This is a genomic window from Mycobacterium sp. NGS49, from assembly GCF_059812565.1.
Window position 1 is genome coordinate 1 of the sequence record NZ_JCALCX010000102.1, and the last position, 950, is coordinate 950.

Genomic DNA, 950 nt, shown 5'->3' on the forward strand with positions numbered 1-950 from the left:
ATCTCCGAACCGCTGACGGCCGCCGACCGGGGGTTTTGGGCCAAATTGGAAGGCTTTAATCCCGGCGGCAGTATGAAGGACCGGCCCGCAGTGCACATGGTTGAACGCGCCCGTGCCCGCGGTGAGCTGCGCGCGGGTGCCCGCATCGTGGAATCGACCAGCGGATCCCTGGGCTTGGGGTTGGCGCTGGCCGGCATGGTGTACCGGCACGCGGTCACGGTCGTCACCGACCCGGGTATGGAGCCCATCGTGCAAAATATGTTGCGCGCTCACGGCGCCGAGGTTGACTTGGTCACCGAGCCCCACCCGGTCGGCGGATGGCAACAGGCCCGCAAGGACCGCATCGCGCAGCTGCTGGCCGCTGACCCTGACGCGTGGTGCCCCAACCAGTACAACAACCCGGAAAACGTTGACGCGTACCGGCCGCTGGCCTTGGAGCTGCTCGACCAGCTGGGTCGCATCGATGTGCTGGTGTGCTCGGTGGGTACCGGTGGGCACTCGGCTGGTGTGGCACGGGTGTTGCGCCAGGCCAACCCTGATCTGAAGGTGATCGGGGTGGACACCGTGGGCTCGACGATCTTCGGTCAACCCGCGGCGACCCGGTTGATGCGGGGTCTGGGGTCGAGCATCTACCCCCGAAACGTCGACTACGGAGCGTTTGACGAGGTGCACTGGGTGGCGCCCGCCGAAGCGGTGTGGGCGGCGCGTGCCCTGGCAGCGACCCACCACGCCAGCGGCGGCTGGAGCGTGGGGGCCGTCGGGTTGGTGGCGGGGTGGGCAGCACGCACCATGTCCGCCGACACCACCATCGCCGCGGTCTTCCCCGACGGCCCACAACGCTATTTCGATACCATCTACAACGACGACTACTGCCACCAGCACGGCCTGCTCGACCAATTGCCCCCCGAAGAGCCGGCCGTGATTGGCCACCCGAACGAGCGGGTTGTGCA

General features: G+C 67.6%; 1 protein-coding gene. It reads left to right on the plus strand.

The genetic code is table 11. The features are described from left to right. Positions 1–950: PLP-dependent cysteine synthase family protein (locus AC5Y7D_RS30865; protein WP_499929983.1), on the plus strand; the 950-nt coding region annotated here is incomplete at its 3' end.